General features: G+C 62.4%; 1 rRNA gene. It reads left to right on the top strand.

The annotated features are described in order from the left end of the window. Positions 1-105: ribosomal RNA gene (locus HHX30_RS40380) — 16S ribosomal RNA — on the top strand; the annotation flags it as partial. Positions 106-623: the final 518 nt, after the last annotated feature.

Raw genomic sequence — 623 nt, 5'->3', positions numbered from 1 at the left:
TGGCCCAACCACTTGTGGGGGGAGCGGTCGAAGGTGGGGCTGGCGATTGGGACGAAGTCGTAACAAGGTAGCCGTACCGGAAGGTGCGGCTGGATCACCTCCTTTCTAAGGAGCACTCGGCCGGCCTGGTTGGTGCTGCCGCACGGTTGTCCGTGTGGTGGCCTCGGGTCTGGTCCATGCCGGGTTCAGGGGCGAACGTTCCCTGCCTGGTGCGCTCATTAGTGGAGCACTGGTTATTCAGCCGGTCGTGGTTGCCGGGTCTGCTAGTACCGCCGTGGTCGTGCCTCTTTCGGGGTGGGATCGCGGAGTGGGAATGCGGGTTCTGGGGGCTGGGGTCGGCTGGGCACACTGTTGGGTCCTGAGGGAACGGACCGTTTCTCTCCGGGCTGTTAGCGGTCTCCTCCGTGTGGGGGTGGGCCGCTTCGGTGCGGGGTGGGTTTGTTTTCTCCAGGGCTGGTCTCCTGCCATACCGGTTCGAGTGTTGTGCTCGGGTGTCTTGGTGGTGGGGTGGGCTGGTTGTCTGGTTGTTGTTTGTGAATTGCATAGTGGACGCGAGCATCTTTGTGGCCAAGTTGTTTAGGGCACACGGTGGATGCCTTGGCATCAGGAGCCGATGAAGGACG

The sequence above is a fragment of the Microbispora sp. H10836 genome (assembly GCF_012999525.1).
Classification (GTDB): domain Bacteria; phylum Actinomycetota; class Actinomycetes; order Streptosporangiales; family Streptosporangiaceae; genus Microbispora.
The sequence above is the reverse complement of the archived record's forward strand: the minus strand, read 5'-3'. Positions and strand labels throughout refer to the sequence as shown.